Origin of the sequence: Streptomyces sp. NPDC126499, assembly GCF_040302485.1 — a bacterium.
Classification (GTDB): Bacteria; Actinomycetota; Actinomycetes; order Streptomycetales; family Streptomycetaceae; genus Streptomyces.
Window position 1 is genome coordinate 72,602 of record NZ_JBEOUO010000025.1, and the last position, 20,387, is coordinate 92,988.

The window sequence follows — 20,387 nt, forward strand, 5'->3', positions numbered from 1 at the left end:
GGAGCACCCATGCGAAGGACCGCGCTGCTCGCCGTCGCGGCGACCCTCCTCGGGAGCCTCGCCACCGCCCCGGCCGCCCACGCCGACGGCCCCCACGGCCCCTACGGCCAGGGCCTCGGCCACTGCGCCTCCACCGGCACCGGCACGCTCGCCTGCCACGTCGACGTCGCCCCCGGAACGTACGACGTCACCGTGACCCTCGGCGGCGAGACCGCCGGCGCCACCGCCATCAGCGGCGAGACCCGGCGCACCCTGCTCGCCGAGACGCCGACCGAGGCGGGGGAGCGGCTGCGGCGCTCGTTCACCGTCGACGTCCGCGACCCCGAAGGCGAGCCCACCGGGCCCACGGGCACGCCCGGACTCGACCTCGTCATCGGCGGCACCGCCCCGCGCGTCACCTCCCTGCGGATCACGCCCGCCCCCGCCGCCCGCCGGCTGTTCCTCGTCGGCGACTCGACCGTGTGCGACCAGCCGGGCGAGCCGTACGTGGGCTGGGGCCAGCTGCTCCCCGCGCACCTCATGCGGGGCGTCGCGGTCGCCAACCACGCCGACTCCGGCGAGAGCACCGTCAGCTTCCTGGCCCACCCCGCCCTCTTCGACCGCGTCGAACAGCGGATCCGGCCCGGGGACCCCGTCCTGATCCAGCTCGCCCACAACGACAAGCAGACGGACGCGCCCACCTACCGCGCCAACCTCACCACCCTGGTCGAGCGGGTACGGGCCAAGGGCGGCGAGCCCGTGCTCGTCACGCCCGTCGTCCGCCGCTGGTTCAACGCCGACGGCACCCTGGACAACGGCACCGCCCTGCTCGTCAACGGCCTCGGCGTCGACCACCCGGCCGAGATCCGCGCCCTCGCGGCCCGGCTCGGCACCCCGCTGATCGACCTCACCGCCCTCACCAAGGCGCTCGTCGAGCAGTGGGGCCCCGAGGCGTCCAAGGCGCTCTACCTCACGGCGGAGAAGCGGGACAACACCCACACCTCGGTCCGGGGCGCCGCGGAGTACGCGGCTCTCGTCGCCGCCGAGCTGCGGACCCAGGGCATCCTCCCGGGCAGCCTCATCCGCTGACCCCAGCTCCCGTCCGGGCCTGGCGGGCGAGCCGTACGGTCACCGCCAGGCCGGCGGAGGCCGCGCCGAGGCCGCCGTGGCGGGCCGGCCGGACAGCCGGCCGGCCACGGGGCGGGACCGTGACGGTCACCGGGCGTCCCGCATGCCCGACGGGTGGTCGAAGCCCGAGAAGGTGAAGGAGAACGCGGCCGGGGCGGCGTCCAGGCGGTGCTCCGGCAGCACCCCTGGACCGCAGGACTGCGAGCCGATGCCGTGCTGGGCGTGGTCCAGCTGGAGCCAGAGCGTGTCGCCGGGCACCAGGTCGGTGCGGTGGGCGGCCGCGTCCAGCTGTTCGCTCGTCCAGCGACGGGCCGTGAACCAGAACGCCGGGGAGCCCTCGACCCGGAGTCCGGTGGTGGCGCCGGACAGGGTGAGCCAGCGGGTGTCGATCCTCGCCCCGTTCTCCTGCGGACGCACGTACGGGGTCTGCAAGCCCGCCACCGTCGACTCCCAGCGGCCCAGCCGGGCGGCGGCCCGCGTGTCCGGGTACGCCTCGCCGGGTCCGCCCCCGTACCAGACCACCCGGTCGAGGGCGGCCGGCAGGCCGAGCCGGACGCCGAGGCGGGGGAGCGGCACCGTCCAGGGGCCCTCGGGCTCCACCTCGACGTGCAGGCGCAGCGCCGTGCCGTCCGACGTCCAGCGGTACGTGGTCCGCAGGCCGAAGTCCCGCGCGGCGGGCGCCACCCTCGACCGCACCATGAGACCGTCCCCCTCGGCACGCACCCCGTCGGTGCGGTGCCGCATCCGGCGCAGGCCGAGCGTGCGCCACAGCGGCCCGTACCGCACGTCGGGCTGCCAGGGCGCGCCCTCGTCGTTGTCCGTCGGCGCCCGCCACACGTCGAGCCGCAGTCCCGTGACGGGAAGGGCGCCGAAGGAGAGAGGTTCGCCCGTGCGGCCGTCGAAGACGCCGGGGCCGAGGGTGATCCGGTCCGCCGTCACGGCCGGCCGGGTGCCGGTCGCAGGACGGGGCGCGGCGGCCGGTGCGGTGGCAGGTGTCGTGGCCGGTGTGGAGGCAGGTGTCGTGGCCGGTGCCGGGGCCGGTGCGGTGGCAGGGGCCGTGGCCGGTGCCGAGGCCGGGAACTGGCCCCAGGCCACCTCGTGCCCGGCCGGTGCCCACGCGGTGGCGTCGGCGAGGACCGCCCGTACGGTCCACACCGTCTCCGCCCCGGCCGGAGCCGCCTGTGGCCGTGGCAGCCGGACCTCCGCGCTCTGCCCGGGGGCGAGCGCCGGCACCTGAAGGTCCCCTTCGGCGATGCTCTCGCCGTCCGCCAGGAGCGACCAGCGGAAGGCGAGATGGCCGAGACCGGCGACGTCGTGCCCGTTGGTGATCGCGGCCGTGCCCGGCCGCTCGCCGGCGCTGATCCGCACCGGCTCGATCACCTTCTTGTACTCCAGCAGACCCGGCGACGGCGTCCGGTCCGGGAACAGCAGCCCGTCGCAGACGAAGTTGCCGTCGTGCAGCTCCTCGCCGAAGTCGCCGCCGTAGCCGTACCCGTGGACGGGGTGCGCCAGGCCGTGGTCGATCCACTCCCAGACGAAGCCGCCCTGGCAGCGCTCGTACGTCTCGAAGAGCCGCTGGTAGGCCGAGAGCCCACCCGGCCCGTTGCCCATGGCGTGCGCGTACTCGCAGAGGATGAACGGCAGCGCACGGCGCTGCGCGGGGCCGTCGTCGGCGCGTCGGCCGATTTCCTCCACCTCGGCGTGCGGCGCGTACATCCGTGAGTAGACGTCGGTGTCCCGGCAGGAGCGGTCGCCCTCGTAGTGCACCGGCCGGGCCGGATCCCGCGCGCGGATCCACTCGGCCATGGCGGTCAGTCCGACGCCCGTGCCGCACTCGTTGCCCAGCGACCACATGATCACCGACGGGTGGTTCTTGTCCCGCTCGACCAGCCGGGCCGCCCGGTCGAGCAGGGCCGGGGTCCAGCGCTCGTCGTCCACCGGGTTGCCCCGCCAGCCGAGGTCCTCGAAACCGTGGGTCTCCAGGTCGCCCTCGGCGATCACCCACAGCCCGTAGGCGTCGCACAGGTCGAGGAAGGCCGGGTGCGGCGGATAGTGGGAGGTGCGGACGGCGTTGACGTTGTGACGTTTCATCAGCTCGACGTCCGCGCGCATGGTCGCGAGGTCCAGGGCACGGCCGCGCTCCGGGTGGAACTCGTGCCGGTTCACGCCCCGGAAGAGGATCCGGCGCCCGTTCGCCTTGAGGATCCCGTCCTCCACGTACACCGAGCGGAAGCCGATCGCGAGCGCGATCCGCTCCCCGCCGGCCGCCAGCTCGCCCTCGTAGAGGCGGGGCACCTCGGCGCTCCACGGCTCGACCGGCAGCACGGCCGTCTCCCCCGTCGCGAGGTCGAGGCCCAGCTCGGGCACGGTCACCCGGCCGGGCACGTCACAGTCGACGCGCAGGCTGCCCGTGCCGTCGCCGCGGTCGTACGAGGCGTGGACGAAGAAGTCGCCGGGCGCGCCGTCCGGCCGGTGCAGCAGCGTGACGTCCCGGAAGATACCCGGCAGCCACCACTGGTCCTGGTCCTCCAGATAGGAACCGGAGGACCACTGGTGGACCCGGACCGCGAGCACGTTGTCCCGGGCGCGCAGCAGCTCGCCGACGGCGAACTCATGGGCCAGCCGCGAGCCCTTGAACTCGCCGAGCTCCGTGCCGTTGAGCCACACCCGGGCACAGGACTCCACCCCGTCGAAGCGGAGCACGGCCCCGCCGGACGCCGGCCAGTCGCCGGGCAGGTCGAAGCGGCGCACGTGGTCGCCGGTGGGATTCTCCGACGGGACGTGCGGCGGATCGACGGGGAAGGGATAGGCGACGTTCGTGTACGCCGGGCCTCCGTACGATCCGTCCTTGCCCTGGAGGACCCAGTGGCCCGGCACGCTGATCGTGTCCCAGCCGCTCGTGTCGACGTCGGGCGCGGCGAACGACGCGTCCGCGCCGTCGGCCGTGGGGGAGAGGCGGAAGGCCCAGTCGCCGTTGAGGGAGAGGGAGGCGGCGTCGGAGCGGTACCAGGCGCGGGGCGGGAGGGTGCCGCGGCCGGGCGAGACGTCTTCGTACCAGGGGGTGGACATGGTCCTCCTGCGAGAGAGGGAGAGGGAGTGGGACGGAGGGACGAGGGGCGGAGGGATGGAGGGGCGGAGGGATGGAGGGGTGGAGGGACGGGGGACGGAGGGAGGGGCCGGGGGCGGCGGCGCCGTCGGTACGTCATGCCTCCACGGGACCGGGCCAGGTGACGCTGTCCACGGGGATCTCGGCGTCCAGGCGGCGCGTCTCGGCGGGGGCGAGGAGCCCGGCGCCCACCAGGGCCTTCGCCACCAGCCGCGCCACGGCGATCGCGCCCCGCGGGCCGAAGTGCGTGTTGTCCCGCGCGGTGGCCGTCCAGTGAAAGTACGACTTCGTCACCTCGGGCCCGAGTTCCCGCCACAGCTCCAGCGACGCGGCCTCGATGTCGAGCAGCGGCACGTCCGTCTCCTTCGCCACCGCGCGCATCGCCTCCGGGTACGCTCCCAGCGTGCGCAGGGCGTCGCCGGAACCGTCGAACTGCCGCCGCTCCACGGAGGTCGCGAGGACCGGCAGCGCGCCACGGGACCTCGCCCCCTCGACGTACACCCGCAGGTTGTCCTGATACGCGCTCCACGGGTCCGTGTGGCGCGTCGGGTCGTCCGACTGGTCGTTGTGGCCGAACTGCACCAGGAGCAGATCACCGGGACGGACCGCCGCCAGGATCGCGTCGAGCCGGCCCTCTTCGAGGAAGGTCCGGGTGCTGCGCCCGTTGACCGCGTGATTGGCGACCTGCGTCGTGCCGTCCAGGAAGAACGGGAGCGCCATGCCCCACCCCGTCTCCGGGGCGGCGTCGGCGTACTTCTGGGCCGCCGTGGAGTCACCGGCGATGAACAGGGTGCGGGGGCGGGGCCCCGCGGTGTCACGGACGGACATCGTCACTCTCTTCTCTCGGTTGGACGGGAAAGGCCGGGAAGCGGGAGGGGAATTGACGGGACGTCAGTGCGGCAAGGCCGCGCGGACCAGGGCGGCGGCCCCGTCCCGGCCTGGGCGGCCGTCGGCGACGACGGTGACGACCCGGCGGACCACGGTCCCGCCGGCGGCGACCGGCAGCCGGTGCGCGGGAGCGAGGGAGGAGCCGACCCCCGGGTACTCGGCGGCGCGCACGAACCACGGGTCGCGCCGGGTTGCCTCCGTCGCCCCCGCGAAAACCAGGGTCCAGTCCTCGCCCGCGAGGGCCACCCAGTCGGCGCGGCGGCCCCGTACCGCTTCCTCGCCGTCGCCCGACGGGCCGAAGACCACGGGCGCGGCGGCCTCCTTGGGCGCTCGCCAGAAGAAGCCGCCGTAGCCGGCGTCCGGGCGGCCGCCGGTGGCCGGGCTGCCGATCGACAGCGTGCGGCCGGAGACGTTGGTGAGCGAGAAGCCGAGGTCGAGGGCCCACGCCGGGCCGGTGAGACCGGTGAGAGAGGCGAGACCGGTGAGCGCGGTGACCCTGACCGTCCGGTGCTCGCGGAACAGCACCTCGCCGCCCGCCGTCCAGCTCAGCTCCTCGGTGAAGCCGTCCGGGGCACGGTGCGCGAAGCCGTCGTGCCGCTGGACCCCGTGGTCGTCGAGCCGGACGTAGCCGCGCCCGGGCACATGGGTCGGCCCGCCCCAGAAGTTGTGCCCGTCGACGTCGGCCACGGCGACCCCGGCGCCGAGGTGGTGCGGGTGGTCCGGGGGCGCCGTCTCGGTCACGGTCCGCCCGGCCAGGGTGGTGACGGGGTGCAGATACGGCCGCGGCGCGAGGTCCCGGGCCACCGTGGGGCGCGTGGTGTGGCGGGCCACCGGCCGGCCGGCGCACCGCAGGACCACGGTGGTGTCGTCCGGAGAGGTCATCGGGCCGCCGCCCAGGGAGCGCCGAGCTCGGAGAACAGCCGCAGGGACGCGGCGCTCGCGTCGACCAGGGCGTCGATGCCGTCGACGACCCGGCGCGGGGCGCTCTCACCGGGCTCCGTGCGCCAGTGCGTCCGGGACAGTTCGCGGGGCTCGGGTGCGGTCCGTACCGCCTCGACCACCCGCATGAAGGCGCCGGTCGCCTCCGGCGGCACCCACAGCGGCTCGCCCGCGGTGACGTGGGCGACCAGGTTCTCCAGGAGGTCGGTGCGGCCGTGGTCGGTCGTGGTCTCCACCGGGCCGCCGGGGCCGTCCCGGTGGACCACGACCCGGTCCGTGAGGTAGGGGAAGGTGATCCGGCCACGGGTGCCGTGGACGACGACGTAGGGTTCCGCCGGTTTCTCGGCGCAGAGCGTCGCCGCCACCGTGACCGGGCACCCGGCGGCGGTCGTGACCCGTACGGCGGAGGTGTCGTCGCACTCGACGGCGTGCGCGCGCAGCAGTTCCGTCTCGACGCGGACGACGTCCTCGCCGCGGGGGGCGCCGGCGAGGGCGAGCGCGGTCGCCACCGCGTGGGCGAGGGGGTTGGTGAGCACGCCGTCGACGACGTCGGCGCCGTCGAGGCGGCGGTGCCCCGCCCAGGGGGCGCGCCGGAAGTACGCCTCGTCGCGGACCCAGGCCCCGGCGGCGCCGACCCCGACGAGCTCGCCGACCGCGCCGTCCTCGACCAGCCGGCGGATCGCGGGCACGGCGTGCGAGCCGAGCGACTGGAAGCCGATCTGACAGGCGACACCGGCGGTCGCCACACCGGCGGTCATCCGGCGGAACTCGGCGTACGACGGGGCGGGCGGCTTCTCCAGGAGGACATGGGCGCCGTGCCGGGCGGCGGCCAGCGTCATGTCGGCATGGGTCTGGATCGGGGTGCTGAGGACCGCGATCCGGGCGCCCGTGGCGGCGAGCAGCGCCTCGAAGTCGTCGGACTGCCGGGGGTTTCCCAGACCCTCCAGCTCGGCGGCGTCCAGCGGACGCAGCTCGCAGATTCCGGCGAGCCGGACGAGCCCGCGCTCTTCGAGCCGGTGGACGTTGAGCAGGTGGCTGCGGCCGTGGCCGCGGGCGCCGGCGAGGACCACGGGCAGCGGTTCCGGCGCACGTATCGGACGCATGGGGCGCATCCCTTCCTTCCGTTGTCGTCAGCCGCTCGTCAGGAGGTCGGCAGGTCAGGGGGCCCTGAGGTGACGAGGTCCTGAGGTGACGAGGTCACGAGGTCCCACGGTCACGAGGTCCCAGATCACGAGGTGACGAGGTCCGAGATCACGAGGTCACGAGGACCACGTCGAGGGTGCGCGGCCCGTGGACGCCCTCCACGCGGTCGAGTTCGATGTCGCTGGTGGCGGAGGGGCCGGAGATCCAGGTGAGCGGGCGGGCCGGGTCGAGGCGGGGCAGGGCGAGGGGCACGGAGGCGACGACCTGGTCGGGGACGCGGACGACGCACACGTGCAGATCCGGTACGAGGGTGAGGGCGCGGCGCCCCTGCCCCGGGCCGCCGTCCAGGACGATCGTGCCGGTCTCGGCGATCGCCAGGGCGCAGCCGGTGACGACGGCGTCGGTGGCGTCCAGCTCGTACGGGGTGAGCCGGGGCTCGTCGGTGCGCCGCTCGCACGGGGTGGCGGCCAGCCACGCGTCGGGCAGTCCGGGCGGTACGGCGACGCTGCGGGCGCCGTGGCGGTCGAGCAGTCCGGCGATGAGCCCGGCAAGGCCGTCGGGCCCGGTGCGGTGCACCTGGGCGCGGTAGTCGGCGAGGTTCTCGTGGAGGAGGTCGGTCAGGGCGGCCGGGTCGCCGTCGACGTGCTGTTCGAGGTGGCGGCGGTCCGGTTGCGGCGCGGGTGCTTCGGGGGCGTCGGCGACGGCGGCGCGGACGCGGGCGAGGATGCGGTCCCGGGAGCTGGGCGAGGTCTTCGTCATGTGCGGTTCTTCTTCCACCAGTCGCGGAAGGACTCCGCGGGCACCTCGGGCAGGTCGCGGCTCGCGGTCCAGGCCCCGGCGCCCGGCGGGTTCCTCGGGTGCAGGGCGCGGGTGCGGGCGGCGAGGCGTTCACCGGCGGCGAGCACACCGGGGTGGTCGAGGACCCAGCCGGCCGCCTTGACGGCGGCCTTCTCCAGGCGGTGTCCGGGACCGCCCCGCTCCGTGACCTTCTCCCGCAGGTGGACGAGGACCTCGGGGATGTCGATGGCGACCGGGCAGACCTCGTAGCAGGCGCCGCACAGGGAGGACGCGTAGGGCAGGGAGGCGTCGACCGCGCTGCCCGTGCCGCGGAGCTGCGGGGTGAGGATGGCGCCGATGGGCCCCGGGTAGACGGAGCCGTAGGCGTGGCCGCCGGCCCGCTCGTAGACGGGGCAGACGTTGAGGCAGGCCGAGCAGCGGATGCAGCGCAGCGCCTGCCGGCCGACCTCGTCGGCGAGGACGTCGGTGCGGCCGTTGTCGAGGAGCACCAGATGGAAGGTTCGCGGCCCGTCGCCGTCGGTGGTGCCGGTCCACATGCTGGTGTACGGGTTCATCCGCTCGGCCGTCGAGGAACGCGGCAGGGTCTGGAGGAAGACCTCCAGGTCCCGCCAGGTCGGCACGACCTTCTCGATGCCGACGACGGAGATCAGCGTCTCGGGCAGGGTGAGGCACATCCGCCCGTTGCCCTCGGACTCGACGACCACCAGGGTGCCGGTCTCGGCGACCATGAAATTGGCGCCGGAGATGCCCACCTTGGCGCGCAGGAACTTCTCCCGCAGGTGCAGCCGGGCCGCCTCGGCGAGTTCGGCCGGGGTGTCGGTGAGGTCGTCGGGCGCCGGGCGGCCCCATTTGTTCATCTCCGAGCGGAAGATGTCGCGGATCTCGCCCCGGTTGCGGTGGATGGCCGGCACCAGGATGTGCGAGGGCCGGTCCTCGCCCAACTGGACGATCAGCTCGGCGAGGTCCGTCTCGTAGGCACGGATGCCCTCGGCCTCCAGGTGCTCGTTGAGCCCGATCTCCTGGGTGGCCATCGACTTGACCTTGACGACCTCGCTCTCGCCGGTCGCCCTCACCAGGCCGGCGACGATCCGGTTGGCCTCGTCGGCGTCCGCCGCCCAGTGGACCGTGCCGCCCGCCGCCGTCACCGCCTCCTCCAACCGCACCAGATACCGGTCCAGATGACGGAGCGTGTGGTCCTTGATCCGCTTGCCCGCCTCCCGCAGCTCCGCCCAGTCGGCCAGCTCCGCCACCGCCCGGGCCCGCTTGTCGCGGATGGTGCGGGTGGCGTGCCGCAGGTTCGCCCGCAGCGTCGGGTCGCCCACGGCCGACCGTGCCGCCTCGGGAAAGGCCGGCATCCCGACGAAGACCCCGCTCATCGTCCCGACTCCTCTCGCCAGGGCTCTTCTTCCGTGCTCGCCAGGATCTCCGCCAGATGCAGGGCCCGCAGCGGCTCCTCCTGTCTGCTCAGCATCCCGCCCAGGTGCATCAGGCAGGAGTTGTCGCCCCCGCACAGCACTCCGGCGCCCGTCGACACCGCGTGGCGCACCTTGTCGGCGCCCATCGCCGCCGACACGTCCGGGTTCTTCACCGCGAAGGTGCCGCCGAAGCCGCAGCACTCCTCCGCCCCGGGCAGCTCCACCAGCTCCAGGCCCCTCACCGCCTCCAGCAGCCGCCGCGGCCGCTCCCCGAGACCCAGCAGCCGCAGACCGTGGCACGAGGGGTGGTAGGTGACCCGGTGCGGGAAGGAGGCGCCGACGTCCGTCACCCCCAGCACGTCCACCAGGAACTCCGACAGCTCGTACGTCCGCGGGCCGAGCTCCGCCGCCTCCGTGCCGAACCGCCCGTAGTGGTGCCGCACCATGGCCGCGCACGAGCCGGACGGGGTGACGACGTACTCGTACCCCTCGAAGGCGCGCACCGTCCGCCGTACCAGCGGCTCCGTCTCGCGCCGGTAGCCCGTGTTGAACTGCGGCTGCCCGCAACAGGTCTGCGCCGAGGGGAAGTCGACGGTCACCCCCAGGCGTTCGAGCAGCCGGACGGTGGCCACTCCCGTCGCCGGGTAGAGGGCGTCGTTCAGACAGGTGACGAAGAGCGCGACACGCATCAACGGATCCTCGCAGACGGTTCGAGCCGGGCGGCCGCCCGGTCCCAGGCCGAGTCGTCGCCCCGCGGGGCGTAGTGGCGCAACGGCTGCGTCCGTGCGGCGAGAGCCCGCATCGACGGCAGCCCGCCGACCAGACCCGCCGCCCGGGCCTGGACGAGGACATTACCGAGGGCGGTGGCCTCGACGGGCCCCGCGACGACGGGCAGACCGGTCGCGTCCGCCGTCAGCCGGCACAGCAGAGCGTTGCGCGCCCCGCCGCCGACCAGATGGACCGTGCCGACGCGCCGGCCCGCCAGCTCGGCCGCCCGGCGCAGCGTGCGCCGGTGCGCGAGCGCCAGGCTCTCCAGGACGCAGCGGAGCACCGCCCCCCGCTCGGCGGGCACCGGCTGCCCCGTGCGCCGGCAGTACTCCCGGATCCGCTCCGGCATGTCCCCGGGCGCCAGGAACTCCGGCGCGTCCGGGTCCACGACCGAGACGAACGGCTCGGCCCGCTCGGCCTCCGCGACCAGCTCCTCGTGCCCGGCCGGCCCGCCCTCGGCCGCCCACGTCCTGCGGCACTCCTCCCACAGCCACAGCCCCATGGTGTTCCGCAGGAAGCGGACGGTGCCGTCGATCCCCCGCTCGTTGGTGAAGTTCGCGGCCCTGGCCTCCTCGCCGAGGACCGGGGCGGACAGTTCCAGGCCGGCCAGGGACCAGGTGCCGCAGGAGATGTACGCGAAGTCGGGCGCCGTCGCGGGCACGGCCACCACGGCCGACGCCGTGTCGTGCGAGGCGACCGTCGTCACCCGGGTCGCCGGGGCGAGACCGGTGGACGCGGACACGTGCGGCAGGAGCCGGCCCGCCGGGTCACCGGGTGCGCGCAGCGGGGGCAGCAGCCCCGGGTCCATCCCGAGCCGCCGGAGGAGTGTGGCCGACCACGCTCCCGTCCGGGCGTCGAAGAGACCGGTCGTCGAGGCGTTGGTCTCCTCTGCGCCGAGCGCTCCGGTCAGCCAGTGCACCATCAGATCCGGGATCAGCAACAGTCGTGATGCCGTGGCGAGTTGGACGGAACCTGCGGCGGAGGCGAGCTGGAAGACGGTGTTGAAGGGCAGGTACTGCAGGCCCGTGGTCCGGTACAGCTCCGCCGGACCGCCGACCCGCTCCCACACCCCCGGCGCCACGCCGTCGGTCCGCGCGTCGCGGTAGTGGTACGGGGCGCCGAGCAGCGCCCCGTCCCGGTCCAGGAGCCCGTAGTCCACCGCCCAGCCGTCCACGCCGACCGAGTCCACCGGCCCCAGGCGGGCCGCCGCCCGCAGCCCGTCGAGGATGCCCTGGAAGAGGGCGAGGACGTCCCAGCGCAGCCCGTCCGGCAGCCGGACCGGGGTGTTGGGGAAGCGGTGCACCTCGACGAGGTCGAGCAGGTCGGCCCCCACCCGGCCCCGCATCACCCGCCCACTGGTGGCGCCGAGATCGACGGCGACGAAGGTGCCCACCGGCTCGTCCGCCGGTCCACTCACCGGCCCGCCCACCGGTCCACCCACCGGCCCGTCCGTCGGTCGACTCACCGGCCCGCCCACCGGCCCGTCCGGCAGTCCGCCCACCGGCCCGCCCGTCGGTCCGCTCACCGGCTCACCGCCCCGCCCAACCGCCGGCCCGGTCATCGCAGGAACGCCGCGGCGACGCCCGCGTCCACCGGAACGAGCAGACCGGTGGTGTGCGAGAGGTCCCCGCCGGTCAGCGCGAAGACCGCGTTGGCCACGTGCTCCGGCAGCACCTCCCGCTTGAGCAGGGTCCGCTGCGCGTAGAACGCGCCCAGGTCCTCCTCCGCGACCCCGTACGTCGCGGCCCGCTGGGCGCCCCAGCCGCCCGCGAAGATGCCCGAGCCGCGCACCACACCGTCCGGGTTGACCCCGTTGACCCGGATCCCGTGCTCGCCCAGCTCGGCCGCGAGCAACCGGACCTGGTGCGCCTGGTCGGCCTTGGCCGCGGAGTAGGCGATGTTGGCCGGGCCGGCGAAGACCGCGTTCTTCGACACCACGTACACGATGTCACCGCCGAGCCCCTGCTCGGTCATCACGCGGGCCGCCTCCCGCGAGACGAGGAAGGAGCCGCGGGCCATCACGGCGTGCTGGAGGTCCCAGTCCTCGGCGGTGGTGTCGAGCAGTGGCCTGGAGAGTGAGAGCCCCGCGTTGTTGACGACCAGGTCCACGCCGCCGAAGGCGAGCAGCGCCTCCCGGAACGCGGCGGCGATCCCCTCCTCCGAGGTGACGTCCACGGCCACCGCCACCGCCCGGTCCGGCCCGCCCAGTTCCTCGGCGACCGCCGCCGCCTTCCCGCCGTCCAGGTCCGCGACGACCACGCAGGCGCCCTCGGTGGCCAGCCGGTGCGCGATCGCCCGGCCGATGCCGCCGCCCGCGCCCGTCACCAGCGCGACGCGGGTCGCGAGGGGCTTCGGCTTCGGCATCCGCCGCAGCTTGGCCTCCTCCAGGTCCCAGTACTCGATCCGGAACTTCTCCGACTCCTCGATCGGCGTGTACGAGGAGACCGCCTCCGCGCCGCGCATGACGTTGATCGCGTTGACGTAGAACTCGCCGGCGACCCGGGCGGTCTGCTTGTCCCGGCCGAAGGAGAACATGCCCACACCCGGGACCAGCACGATCGCCGGATCCGCGCCCCGCATCGCGGGGCAGCCGGGCGTCGCGTGGCGCGCGTAGTAGGCCGCGTACTCCTCGCGGTAGGCGGCGTGCAGCTCCCGGAGCCGGGCGACGGCCGCGTCCAGGGGCGCGTCGGCGGGCAGGTCGAGGAGCAGGGGACGCACCTTGGTGCGCAGGAAGTGGTCGGGGCAGGAGGTGCCGAGCGCGGCGAGCCTCGGGTGTCCGGCGCGGGAGAGGAAGTCGAGGACGACGTCGCCGTCGGTGAAGTGGCCGACCTGCGGATGGTCCTGGGAGGCGAGGGCGCGCAGGTACGGGACGAGGGCGGCGGCCCGCTCCCGGCGCGCGGCCGGGGGCAGCGGCTCGTACCCCTCGACGACCGGCCCGAAGGGCTCGGGCCGGCCGCGCTCGGCGAGGAAGGTCTCGGCGGTGCGGATGATGCGCAGCGCGTTGCGCTCGCAGTCCTCGGAGGTCTCGCCCCAGGCGGTGATGCCGTGGCCGCCGAGGACACAGCCGATCGCCTCCGGGTGCGCGGTTCGCACGGCGGCGATGTCGAGGCCGAGCTGGAAGCCCGGACGGCGCCACGGCACCCACACGACGCTGCCGCCGAAGCAGTCGGCGGTCAGCTTCTCCCCGTCGGCCGCGCAGGCGAGCGCGATCCCCGCGTCCGGGTGGAGGTGGTCGACGTGCGCCGCGTCGACCAGGCCGTGCATGGCGGTGTCGATGGAGGGGGCGGCGCCGCCCTTGCCGTACAGGCAGTGGTCGAAGGCGGCGACCATCTCGTCCTCGCGCTCCACCCCCGGATAGGCCTCGGCGAGCGCGCGCAGCCGGTCGAGGCGCAGCACCGCGAGCCCTTCCTCGGTGAGCGTGCCGAGATCACCGCCGGAGCCCTTCACCCACATCAGGGGCGTCTCGCGGCCGGTGACGGGGTCGGTGACACAGCCCTTGGCGGAGGCGTTGCCGCCCGCGTAGTTGGTGGTGCGCGGATCGGAGCCGAGGCGGTGGGCGCGCTCCAGGAGCGCGGCGACCTCGGGAGGGGTGGCGGAGGAGGCCATGGTGTTCCTTACGGAGAGGAAAGAAAAGGGAGGACGGAGACGGGGGAGGGGCGGCGAGGCGGCGGGGCTACGCGCCCCAGCCGGCCTGCGCGCCGACGGCCCGCTCGGCGGCGATCCGCTCCTGCCGTCCGGAGCGGAGGTAGGCGGCGACCGGGTCGGGGTCGAGGCCCTGCTCCTCCCGCAGTTCGCCCAACAGCGGCCGTACGTCGGTGGCGAAGGCGTCCATCAGCACGGCGTGGGCGGCGAGCACGTCCTCCTCGCGCTGGGCGGCGGCGAGCGCGGCACGGTCGACGAGCAGCGCCTTGGCGGTCGCCTCCTGCACGTTCATCACCGAGCGGATGACGGCCGGGACCTTCGCCTCGATGTTGTGGCACTGGTCGAGCATGAAGGCGACACCGGCCTCGGGCGCGAGACCGCCGCCCCGGACGACCTCGTACATGATCCGGAAGAGCTGGAACGGGTCGGCGGCGCCCGCCATCAGGTCGTCGTCCGCGTAGAAGCGCGAGTTGAAGTCGAATCCGCCGAGCCGCCGCTCCCGCAGCAGCAGGGCGACGATGAACTCGATGTTGGTGCCCGGCGCGTGGTGGCCCGTGTCCACGACGACCCGCGCCTTCGGCCCGAGCGCGAGGCAGTGCGCGTACGCGGTGCCCCAGTCCGGCACGTCGGTGGTGTAGAAGGACGGCTCGAACAGCTTGTACTCGAGCAGCATCCGCTGCCCCTCGCCGAGCCGGCCGTACACCTCGGCCAGGCACGCGGCGAGCCGCTCCTGGCGGGCCACGACGTCGTCCTGCCCGGGGTAGTTGGTGCCGTCGGCGAACCACAGCTTCAGATCCGTCGAGCCGGTGGCGTCCATGATGTCGACGCAGTCGAGGAGATGGTCCACGGCCCGGCGCCGCACGGCCGGGTCGGGATGGCAGACGCTGCCCAGTTTGTAGGCGTCGTCCTGGAAGGTGTTGGAGTTGATCGCGCCGAGCTCCAGGCCGCGGTCCTTCGCGTACGCGGCGAGGGCGGCGTAGTCGTCGACCCGGTCCCACGGGATGTGCAGCGCCACCCGGGGCGCGACGCCCGTGTACGCGTGGACCTCCGCCGCGTCGTCCAGCTTCTCGTACGGATCGCGCGGCACGCCCGGCTGGGCGAACACCTTGAAACGCGTGCCGGAGTTGCCGTAGCCCCAGGAGGGCGTTTCGATCCGCTGGGCGGCGAGCGCGGTCTTCACCGCGGCGATATCGGGCATGTCCACCTCGGCACTCGTAATGAATCGATTCACTTCCGAGGTCGAAAGCTAGTCAGGAGCCCGAAGTGCGTCAAGGCTCTTGACCATGGAAACGGCCAAGACCTAGCGTCCAGAGCCTCGGGTGACCGAGGACGTGAAACATTTCAGCCAAAGGGGTGCGATGGAGAACGTGCGGCGGGTGTGCTTCCTGCTGAAGGTGCGGGCCGAACGGATCGAGGAGTACCGGGAACGCCACCGGGACGTCTGGGCCGACATGCTGACCGCCCTCGCGCGGGCCGGCTGGCGCAACTACTCCCTCTTCCTGCGGGAGGACGGCCTCCTCGTCGGCTACCTGGAGACCGACGACTTCGACCGGGCACGCGCCGCCATGGAGGCCACCGAGGTCAACGCACGCTGGCAGGCCGAGATGGCCGGGTTCTTCGAGGAACTGGACGGCCGGGCCCCGGACGCCGCCATGCGCCCGCTGACCGAGGTCTTCCACCTCCCCTGACGGCGGCGAACGGGCGCCCCGGGCGGGCCGCATAGGATGAAGCACGAGGCGGGAGACCCCGTACGGACGGGCCGGACGGGCAGAGCGGACCAGGTGGGACGGATGGCGGGCACCGCGCGGACGGTCGGCATCAAGGACGTGGCACGCGAGGCGGGCGTCTCCGTCGGCACCGTCTCCAACGTGATCAACCAGCCGGACCGGGTCTCTCCCGCGACCCTCCAGCACGTGCGGGGCGTCATCGCGCGCCTCGGCTATGTGCGCAGCGAATCCGCCCGCCAGCTCCGGGCGGGCCGCAGCCGGATCATGGCCCTGCTCGTCCTCGACATGGGCAACCCCTTCTTCGTGGACATCGCCCGCGGAGCCGAGCGCACCGCGCGGGCGGCCGGCCTGGGCGTCATGGTCTGCAACAGCGACCAGAACGCCGCCGACGAGGCCGACTACCTCGCGCTCTTCGCCGAGCAGCGGGTCCGCGGCGTCCTGGTCACCCCCGCCGACCCGAGCGGGGCCAACCTGCGCGAGTTCCGGCGCCACGGCATCCCGTACGTCCTCGTGGACCGCGTCGCCGGGGACGGCGAGGACGGCGCTCCCGAGGAGCGCCCCGGCGAGGACCAGGGCTCGGGTCACGGCGAGGACCAGGGCTCGGGTCACGCCGAGGCCCGCGGCGAGGCCCGCGGAGACGTCAGGGGCCCGGACCCCGGCTCGGGCTCGGGCTGCTCGGTCTCCGTGGACGACGTCGTCGGCGGCTCCCTGGCGATCCGTCACCTCACCGCCACCGGCCACCGCACCTTCGCGTACGTCAGCGGCCCCTCCCACCTCCAGCAGGTCCGCGACCGGCGCGAAGGCGCCCTGCTGGCCCTCGCCGGGGCCGGCCTGCCGGCCACCGCCCTCCAGGAGGTGTCCGTGGAACGCCTCGACGTCGCCTCCGGGCGCGACGCGGGCGCCCGGCTCCTCGGGCTGCCCACCCGGCCGACCGCCGTCTTCTGCGCCAACGACCTGCTCGCCCTCGGTGTGCTCCAGGCCCTCTACGCGGCCGGAGTGCGCGTGCCGGAGGACATGGCGATCGTCGGCTACGACGACATCGAGTTCGCGGCGGCGGCCACCGTGCCCCTGACCTCCGTGCGCCAGCCGGCCGTCACCCTCGGCGCCCGCGCCGCCGAACTGCTCCTGGAGGAGACCGGCGACCAGGCGGCACACCACCGCCACGAGCACCTCGTCCTCCAGCCGGAACTGGTCGTCCGCCGCTCCAGCCTCACGCCCCGCTGAGCCGGCTGTCCCCCGGGGGCAGCGTCCCGTCCACCGGCACCGCCGGCTCGCTGCCTGATCGCGCGGACCTCCACCGACGCACGTGCCGGCGGGCGCGTGCCGGTGCCCGGTGTCACTCTGGGATGACCTGTGACCTGAGAAAGGGCATCGCCGTGATCACCACTGACTTCGTCGCCGGCTCCCCCTGCTGGCTGGACCTCGGAGCCCCCGACGTCCCGGCCGCCGCGGCCTTCTACGGTGCCGTCCTCGGATGGGAGTACGAGTCCATGGGGGACGCGGGGGAGGACATGGAGGGCGGGATGTTCCGGAAGGACGGCAAGACCGTCGCCGGACTCGGCAAGCTCACCGAACAGGGGGCCCGCTCGGCCTGGATGATCTACTACACCGTCACGGACGCGGACGAGACGACCCGGGCCGTGGAGCGCGCGGGCGGAACGGTGCGGGTGGCACCGCGGGACCTCGACGACTGGGGCCGGATGGCCCAGTACAGCGACCCGCTCGGCGGCCAGTTCGCCGTCTGGCAGCCCGGAAGCAACAAGGGCGTCGACCTCGTGGACCAGCCCGGTTCCCTGTCGTGGACGGAGCTGTACACGAGCGACGCCGCGGCCGCGAAGGAGTTCTACGGCGGCGTCCTCGGCTGGCGGTTCAGCGACATGGAGCTGCCGGGCGGCGGCGGCACGTACTCCCTCATCACGCCCGCCGGGCTCCCCGAGGAGCGGATGCACGGCGGCATCATGCAGGTCGGCGAGGACGTCCTCGCCCTGGCGAACGGGCGGCCGTACTGGCATCCGGTTTTCGGCGTCGACGACTGCGACGCCGCCGTCGCCAGGGTCACCCGGAACGGCGGCAGTGTCCTGATGGGCCCCGAGGACGCGCAGGACGTCGGCCGGCTGGCCGTCTGCCTCGACCCGTCGAAGGCGGACTTCGTGCTGCTCACCCCCGTCGACCGGAGCTGAACGCGGGAAGACCGGTCCGGCGCCCCCCCTGCGGGCGCGGGACCGGTCTTTCCGCATGAGGTGAGCGGCGTCTCATTCGGTCGGCCTTGCTATGCACTTCGTTGCATAGCAAGATCGGGCGCATGGCGCTCGACCACGCGATCCTCGTCTCCCTGCTCGAGAAGCCCGGGTCCGGATACGAGCTGGCCCGGCGCTTCGAGCGGTCCATCGGATACTTCTGGACCGCCACCCACCAGCAGATCTACCGGGTGCTCAAGCGCATGGAGGGCGACGGCTGGGTCGACGTCCGCGAGGTGCCGCAGCACGGGCGCCCGGACAAGAAGGAGTACTCCGTCGCCGCCGCCGGACGGGCCGCGCTCTCCGCCTGGCTGGCCGCGCCGATCGAGCCCGAGAGCGTACGGCACGACCTCGCCGTCAAGATCCGGGGCGCCGCCTTCGACGATCCCGCCGCCCTGATCGGCGAGGTCGAACGCCACCGGCAGGCCCACACCGACCGGCTGGCCCACTACCTCGCGGGCGAGGCGCGCGACTTCGGCCCGCCGCCGCCCGTGGAGGCCCAGGCCGCCGACGCCTCGTGTGTGGACGCCCCGCCCGTCGCCGCCCCGCCCGTGGAGGCCCAGGCCGCCGCTCCGCCCCCCGCCGCCGCCCCGCTCGACGCCGAACGGGAGCTCCAGCACGTCGTGCTGCGCGGCGGCATCGCGTACGAGCGGATGATGATCGCCTGGCTCGACGACGTCCTCGCCACGCTGGCCCGCTTCGACACCGGGCACTGACACCCGCCGCGGCACCCCACCTCGTACCACTTCTCGCGCATCACTCCCGCGCACCACCACCCCTCATCCCGAGCCGGAAAGGCGGACCTCATGGCCGACCCGCTGCTGTTCAACCCGCACACCTACGACCCGGCGCACTTCGACCCGGAGACGCGCCGGCTGCTGCGCGCCACCGTCGACTGGTTCGAGGCGCGCGGAAAGCGCCGGATCATCGAGGACTACCGGACCCGTGCCTGGCTCGGCGACTTCCTCGCCTTCGCCGCCGAGGAAGGACTCTTCGCCACCTTCCTGACGCCGTCCTCCGCCGCCGGCGAGCACGAGGGCGACAAGCGCTGGGACACCGCGCGCATCGCCGCCCTCAACGAGATACTCGGCTTCTACGGCCTCGACTACTGGTACGCCTGGCAGGTCACCATCCTCGGCCTCGGCCCGGTCTGGCAGAGCGACAACGCCGCCGCCCGTGCCCGCGCCGCCGAACTCCTCGCGCGGGGCGAGGTGTTCGCCTTCGGCCTGTCCGAGAAGTCGCACGGTGCCGACATCTACTCCACCGACATGCTCCTGGAGCCGGACGGCGAGGGCGGCTTCCGCGCCACCGGCTCCAAGTACTACATCGGCAACGGCAACGCGGCCGGGCTCGTCTCCGTCTTCGGCCGCCGCACCGACGTCGAGGGTCCCGACGGCTACGTCTTCTTCGCCGCCGACAGCCGCCACCCGGCCTACCACCTGGTCAAGAACGTCGTCGACTCCTCCAAGTACGTCAGCGAGTTCCGGCTGGAGGACTACCCCGTCGCCGCCGAGGACGTCCTGCACACCGGCCGCGCCGCCTTCGACGCCGCCCTCAACACCGTCAACGTCGGCAAGTTCAACCTCTGCACCGCCTCGATCGGCATCTGCGAGCACGCGATGTACGAGGCCGTCACCCACGCGCAGAACCGCATCCTCTACGGCCGGCCCGTCACCGCCTTCCCGCACGTGCGGCGCGAACTGACCGACGCCTACGTCCGGCTCGTCGGCATGAAGCTGTTCAGCGACCGCGCCGTCGACTACTTCCGCACCGCCGGCCCCGACGACCGCCGGTACCTTCTCTTCAACCCGATGACGAAGATGAAGGTGACCACGGAGGGCGAGAAGGTCATCGACCTGATGTGGGACGTCATCGCCGCCAAGGGCTTCGAGAAGGACAACTACTTCGCGCAGGCGGCCGTCGAGATCCGCGGTCTGCCGAAGCTGGAGGGCACGGTCCACGTCAACCTGGCGCTGATCCTCAAGTTCATGCGCAACCACCTCCTCGACCCGGTCGCGTACGAGCCCGTCCCGACCCGCCTCGACGCGGCCGACGACACCTTCCTCTTCCGCCAGGGTCCCGCCCGCGGCCTCGGCTCGGTGCGCTTCCACGACTGGCGGGCGGCCTACGACGCGTACGGCCACGTGGCGAACGTCGCCCGTTTCCGCGAGCAGGCGGACGCGCTCTGCGAGTTCGTGCTCAAGGCGGCCCCGGACGAGGAGCAGAGTCGTGACCTCGACCTCCTCCTCGCCGTCGGCCAGCTCTTCGCGCTCGTCGTCCACGGGCAGCTGGTCCTGGAGCAGGCGGCGCTGACCGGACTCGACGAGGACGTCCTCGACGAGCTGTTCGCCGTGCTCGTCCGCGACTTCTCCGCGCACGCCGTCGAACTGCACGGCAAGGACTCCGCGACCGAGCAGCAGCAGCTCTGGGCACTCGGCGCGGTCCGGCGCCCCGTCGTCGACGAGGCCCGCTCGCAGCGCGTCTGGCAGCGGGTCGAGGCCCTCTCCGGCACGTACGAGATGGCTCCCTGACACACGCCGGCCGGCCGCCCGGTTCCGCCCGGGCGGCCCGCGGCGTGGTTCCCCGCGCCCGCTTCGGGCGCCGCCGCCCTGGCGGA

General features: G+C 73.9%; 16 protein-coding genes. 6 read left to right on the top strand and 10 right to left on the bottom strand.

The genetic code is table 11. The features are described 5' to 3' along the window. The first annotated feature begins 9 nt into the window (after positions 1 to 9). Positions 10 to 1,068, top strand: coding sequence for a rhamnogalacturonan acetylesterase (locus tag ABTZ91_RS28720; protein WP_352080118.1), 1,059 nt, complete (start codon positions 10 to 12; stop codon positions 1,066 to 1,068). Positions 1,069 to 1,194: 126 nt separating this feature from the next. Here the strand turns inward: ABTZ91_RS28720 and ABTZ91_RS28725 are convergent, their stop codons facing one another. From ABTZ91_RS28725 to rhaI, 10 genes are all read right to left on the bottom strand, one after another. Continuing rightward, complete coding sequence (locus tag ABTZ91_RS28725; protein WP_352080119.1) at positions 1,195 to 4,176, bottom strand: glycoside hydrolase family 2 TIM barrel-domain containing protein; 2,982 nt, start codon at positions 4,174 to 4,176, stop codon at positions 1,195 to 1,197. A 133-nt stretch (positions 4,177 to 4,309) separates the two neighbouring features. After that, positions 4,310 to 5,041, bottom strand: coding sequence for a rhamnogalacturonan acetylesterase (locus ABTZ91_RS28730; protein WP_352080120.1), 732 nt, complete (start codon positions 5,039 to 5,041; stop codon positions 4,310 to 4,312). Positions 5,042 to 5,104: 63 nt separating this feature from the next. Next, positions 5,105 to 5,983, bottom strand: a complete 879-nt coding sequence (locus ABTZ91_RS28735; RefSeq protein ID WP_352080121.1) for a PmoA family protein — start codon at positions 5,981 to 5,983, stop codon at positions 5,105 to 5,107. Continuing rightward, positions 5,980 to 7,143 (bottom strand): Gfo/Idh/MocA family oxidoreductase, encoded by a 1,164-nt coding sequence (locus ABTZ91_RS28740; protein WP_352080122.1) that lies wholly within the window; start codon positions 7,141 to 7,143, stop codon positions 5,980 to 5,982. Before ABTZ91_RS28740 ends, ABTZ91_RS28735 begins: the two co-directional genes overlap by 4 nt. A 148-nt stretch (positions 7,144 to 7,291) precedes the next feature. Further along, complete coding sequence (locus ABTZ91_RS28745) at positions 7,292 to 7,942, bottom strand: LUD domain-containing protein (RefSeq protein WP_352080123.1); 651 nt, start codon at positions 7,940 to 7,942, stop codon at positions 7,292 to 7,294. Further along, positions 7,939 to 9,357, bottom strand: a complete 1,419-nt coding sequence (locus tag ABTZ91_RS28750; RefSeq protein WP_352080124.1) for a LutB/LldF family L-lactate oxidation iron-sulfur protein — start codon at positions 9,355 to 9,357, stop codon at positions 7,939 to 7,941. The genes ABTZ91_RS28745 and ABTZ91_RS28750 overlap by 4 nt, the downstream gene beginning before the upstream one ends. Further along, positions 9,354 to 10,085 carry a (Fe-S)-binding protein gene (locus ABTZ91_RS28755; RefSeq protein ID WP_352080125.1) on the bottom strand — a complete coding sequence of 244 codons (732 nt, stop codon included), beginning with the start codon at positions 10,083 to 10,085 and terminating at the stop codon, positions 9,354 to 9,356. The genes ABTZ91_RS28750 and ABTZ91_RS28755 overlap by 4 nt, the downstream gene beginning before the upstream one ends. Further along, a complete protein-coding gene (locus tag ABTZ91_RS28760; protein WP_352080150.1) occupies positions 10,085 to 11,509 on the bottom strand; it encodes a rhamnulokinase family protein in 1,425 nt (474 codons plus the stop codon). Before ABTZ91_RS28760 ends, ABTZ91_RS28755 begins: the two co-directional genes overlap by 1 nt. Positions 11,510 to 11,721: 212 nt before the next feature. Next, a complete protein-coding gene (locus tag ABTZ91_RS28765) occupies positions 11,722 to 13,770 on the bottom strand; it encodes a bifunctional aldolase/short-chain dehydrogenase (protein ID WP_352080126.1) in 2,049 nt (682 codons plus the stop codon). 67 nt (positions 13,771 to 13,837) lie between these two features. Continuing rightward, positions 13,838 to 15,004 (bottom strand): L-rhamnose isomerase, encoded by a 1,167-nt coding sequence (rhaI, locus tag ABTZ91_RS28770; protein WP_352080127.1) that lies wholly within the window; start codon positions 15,002 to 15,004, stop codon positions 13,838 to 13,840. Positions 15,005 to 15,173: 169 nt separating this feature from the next. Between rhaI and ABTZ91_RS28775 the strand changes: the two genes are divergently transcribed. The 5 genes from ABTZ91_RS28775 (at position 15,174) to ABTZ91_RS28795 (ending at position 20,301) form a co-directional block, all read left to right on the top strand. Next, complete coding sequence (locus ABTZ91_RS28775; protein ID WP_352080151.1) at positions 15,174 to 15,494, top strand: L-rhamnose mutarotase; 321 nt, start codon at positions 15,174 to 15,176, stop codon at positions 15,492 to 15,494. Positions 15,495 to 15,596: 102 nt separating this feature from the next. Then, entirely contained in the window at positions 15,597 to 16,757 is a 1,161-nt protein-coding gene (locus tag ABTZ91_RS28780; RefSeq protein WP_352080128.1) for a LacI family DNA-binding transcriptional regulator, read from the top strand. Positions 16,758 to 16,909: 152 nt separating this feature from the next. After that, the gene (locus ABTZ91_RS28785) at positions 16,910 to 17,713 is read left to right on the top strand and encodes a VOC family protein (RefSeq protein WP_352080129.1); all 804 of its coding nucleotides are present in this window, start codon (positions 16,910 to 16,912) and stop codon (positions 17,711 to 17,713) included. 122 nt (positions 17,714 to 17,835) lie between these two features. Then, the gene (locus ABTZ91_RS28790; RefSeq protein WP_352080130.1) at positions 17,836 to 18,486 is read left to right on the top strand and encodes a PadR family transcriptional regulator; all 651 of its coding nucleotides are present in this window, start codon (positions 17,836 to 17,838) and stop codon (positions 18,484 to 18,486) included. A gap of 90 nt (positions 18,487 to 18,576) precedes the next feature. Continuing rightward, a complete protein-coding gene (locus ABTZ91_RS28795; protein WP_352080131.1) occupies positions 18,577 to 20,301 on the top strand; it encodes an acyl-CoA dehydrogenase family protein in 1,725 nt (574 codons plus the stop codon). The last annotated feature ends 86 nt before the right edge of the window (positions 20,302 to 20,387 follow it).

Coding starts and splice junctions, on each gene's coding strand:
- ABTZ91_RS28720 (WP_352080118.1), top strand. CDS start 10: ATGCGAAGGACCGCGCTGCTCGCCGTCGCGGCGACCCTCCTCGGGAGC.
- ABTZ91_RS28725 (WP_352080119.1), bottom strand. CDS start 4,176: ATGTCCACCCCCTGGTACGAAGACGTCTCGCCCGGCCGCGGCACCCTC.
- ABTZ91_RS28730 (WP_352080120.1), bottom strand. CDS start 5,041: ATGTCCGTCCGTGACACCGCGGGGCCCCGCCCCCGCACCCTGTTCATC.
- ABTZ91_RS28735 (WP_352080121.1), bottom strand. CDS start 5,983: ATGACCTCTCCGGACGACACCACCGTGGTCCTGCGGTGCGCCGGCCGG.
- ABTZ91_RS28740 (WP_352080122.1), bottom strand. CDS start 7,143: ATGCGTCCGATACGTGCGCCGGAACCGCTGCCCGTGGTCCTCGCCGGC.
- ABTZ91_RS28745 (WP_352080123.1), bottom strand. CDS start 7,942: ATGACGAAGACCTCGCCCAGCTCCCGGGACCGCATCCTCGCCCGCGTC.
- ABTZ91_RS28750 (WP_352080124.1), bottom strand. CDS start 9,357: ATGAGCGGGGTCTTCGTCGGGATGCCGGCCTTTCCCGAGGCGGCACGG.
- ABTZ91_RS28755 (WP_352080125.1), bottom strand. CDS start 10,085: ATGCGTGTCGCGCTCTTCGTCACCTGTCTGAACGACGCCCTCTACCCG.
- ABTZ91_RS28760 (WP_352080150.1), bottom strand. CDS start 11,509: ATGCGGGGCCGGGTGGGGGCCGACCTGCTCGACCTCGTCGAGGTGCAC.
- ABTZ91_RS28765 (WP_352080126.1), bottom strand. CDS start 13,770: ATGGCCTCCTCCGCCACCCCTCCCGAGGTCGCCGCGCTCCTGGAGCGC.
- rhaI (WP_352080127.1), bottom strand. CDS start 15,004: ATGCCCGATATCGCCGCGGTGAAGACCGCGCTCGCCGCCCAGCGGATC.
- ABTZ91_RS28780 (WP_352080128.1), top strand. CDS start 15,597: ATGGCGGGCACCGCGCGGACGGTCGGCATCAAGGACGTGGCACGCGAG.
- ABTZ91_RS28790 (WP_352080130.1), top strand. CDS start 17,836: ATGGCGCTCGACCACGCGATCCTCGTCTCCCTGCTCGAGAAGCCCGGG.
- ABTZ91_RS28795 (WP_352080131.1), top strand. CDS start 18,577: ATGGCCGACCCGCTGCTGTTCAACCCGCACACCTACGACCCGGCGCAC.